The following is a 2,722-nucleotide window of genomic DNA, read 5'->3' as shown; positions in this document are numbered from 1 at the left end:
AGTCTCCGTTATAGGTGATTTTAATTACTGGGTAGAAGGAGAGCATCAGCTTAATGTAAGATGGGATGAAAGTGGTATTTGGGAAGGGTTTATTCCGGGAGTAGAACAAGGTGCTTTGTATAAGTATAAAATACATTCAAATAATAACGATATAAAAACTGAGAAAGCAGACCCTTTTGCAAGATTTTGCCAACATCCACCTAATACAGCCTCGGTTGTATGGGATAATGCCTATAAATGGAAGGATAAGAACTGGATGGATACGCGTGAGACCAAAAATGCTTTAGATAAACCGTATTCTGTATATGAAGTTCATCTTGGATCCTGGAAACGTACTAAAGAGAATGAATTTATGTCTTATGTAGATCTGGCAGAAGATCTGGTCAAATACTTAAAGGAAATGAATTTTACGCATGTAGAATTCATGCCAATTATGGAATATCCGTATGATCCTTCATGGGGCTATCAGCTTACGGGCTATTTTGCACCTACATCCAGATTTGGTAAACCAGAAGATTTTAAATTCCTGGTTGATAAACTTCATCAAAATGATATTGGGGTCATCCTGGATTGGGTACCTTCCCATTTTCCTGAAGATGCCCATGGGTTAGGATTTTTTGACGGTTCCAGCCTGTATGAGAATCCCGACAGAAGAAGAGGATATCATCCGGATTGGAAAAGTTTGATATTTAATTATGGAAGAAACGAAGTTCGTGCATTTCTTATAAGTAATGCTAATTTTTGGTTGGACCAGTATCATGCAGATGGTCTTCGTGTAGACGCAGTTGCTTCAATGCTATACTTAGATTATTCTCGTGAAGAAGGTGAGTGGGAACCAAATATTTACGGTAACAATGAGAATCTTGAAGCAATATCGTTTATCCGTGAACTCAATCAAGAGGTGTACAGTAGTTTTAAAGGGATTCAAACCATTGCCGAGGAATCAACTTCTTTTTCCATGGTCTCAAAGCCAGTAAGCATAGGAGGTTTAGGATTTGGAATGAAGTGGATGATGGGTTGGATGCATGATACCCTGGAATACTTTAAAAAAGAACCTATTTACAGAATGCACCATCAGAATGACCTTACATTTAGTATGACTTATGCCTTTACTGAAAACTTCATGCTGCCTTTTTCCCATGATGAGGTAGTATATGGAAAGCAGTCTTTATTATATAAAATGCCAGGAGATGAATGGCAAAAATTCGCTAATTTAAGATTGCTTTTTGGATATATGTTTACCCATCCCGGAACTAACCTCATATTTATGGGTGCAGAGTTTGGGCAGTCTTCCGAATGGAATTTTCAGCAAAGTCTCGATTGGCATTTGTTACAATATGATTTTCACACAGGTATTCAGGAGTTGGTAAAAGACCTAAACAAACTTTATCGTTCATCACCTGCCCTTTATGAAAAACAATTCAGCTCTGAAGGATTCCAGTGGATTGATTACGGAGATTATGAGAATTCTGTACTTACCTATATCCGTCGGGGTCACGATCCTAAAAACGACCTAATTACAGCCTGTAATTTAACTCCGGTAACCAGAGAAGGATACCGAATAGGAATCCCAAAAAAGGGAACTTTAAAGGAGGTTTTTAATAGTGATGCGAAAAAATATGGGGGAAGTGGAAGTAAAAATACTGGCTTAAAGGTTACCAAAACCCCATGGCATGGTCATAAAACTTCTGTTGAAATTACAATTCCACCGCTTGGGATGGTTGTTTTACAATAAATATGGCCAACTATAACGTTTTAGTTTATAATTGATCGTAATATCGCTTTTCTATTAAAGCTTAAAGTCTTTTTTTTGTGGGTCTCTAAAATCACCCTTTATGATTACCAATACAGAATTAGAATACAAAGGCAATTTATACCCCAATAGTATTGTAGAATTTAAGCGCGATTCAGATAAATTTTATTTTACTTCAGAGAATGGTGTTGTGCTCGAGATTACGGTACTGCGCAATAGCGCTATCCGATTCAGATATGCTACAGAGGAAGTTTTTGAACCAGATTTTTCATATGCAATAAGTCCGGATGCCAGTAGGGGTTACAACAAACTTGAATTCACAGAAACTAAAACGGAATATCTGATTTCAACTTCTAAAATCACCGTTCTGGTTGATAAAAAAACAATGCGGACCCAGATTTCCGATTTAGAAGGGAATATCATAAATGAGGATGAGCTTGGTTTTCACTGGGAGGAAAATTATGAATTTGGGGGTAATTCGGTGAAGATGAGCAAAATCACCCAATCTGCCGAAAGCTTTTATGGAATGGGGGATAAAGCTACACACGCTAATCTTAAAGGTAAAAGGGTAAGAAATTGGGTAACAGATTCATATGCATATGCTAAAGATCAGGATCCTTTATACAAAGCCATTCCCTTTTATGTTGGACTTCACAATAATATTGCCTATGGGATATTTTTTGACAATACCTTCGAAACTCATTTCGATTTTGCTCATGAAAGAAGAAATATAACCAGTTTCTGGGCAGACGGTGGAGAAATGAATTACTACTTTTTTTATGGCCCTGAAATGTCCAAAGTAGTAAAAGCATATACAGATTTAACCGGAACACCAGAAATCCCACCACTATGGGCATTGGGCTTTCATCAATCTAAATGGAGTTATTTTCCGGAGAGCAATGTTAAGAAAATTGCCAGGAAATTCAGATCCCTTAAAATTCCCTGTGATGCTATCTATCTCGATATAGA

At 37.2% G+C, this 2,722-nt stretch carries 2 protein-coding genes; both read left to right on the top strand.

All coding sequences use genetic code 11. The features are described from left to right. Window positions 1–1,735, top strand: a 1,735-nt coding sequence (glgB, locus tag WBN20_RS05965) for a 1,4-alpha-glucan branching protein GlgB (RefSeq protein ID WP_424281062.1), incomplete at its 5' end; no start/stop codon positions are given. 100 nt (window positions 1,736–1,835) lie between these two features. Then, window positions 1,836–2,722 (top strand): TIM-barrel domain-containing protein (locus WBN20_RS05960; RefSeq protein ID WP_424281061.1); only part of this gene is annotated, 887 nt, incomplete at its 3' end.

The sequence above is a fragment of the Eudoraea sp. genome (assembly GCF_049665975.1).
In the GTDB taxonomy this organism is placed as follows: domain Bacteria; phylum Bacteroidota; class Bacteroidia; order Flavobacteriales; family Flavobacteriaceae; genus Eudoraea.
Note: the sequence above shows the minus strand (reverse complement) of the source record. Positions and strands in the feature narration are given on the sequence as shown.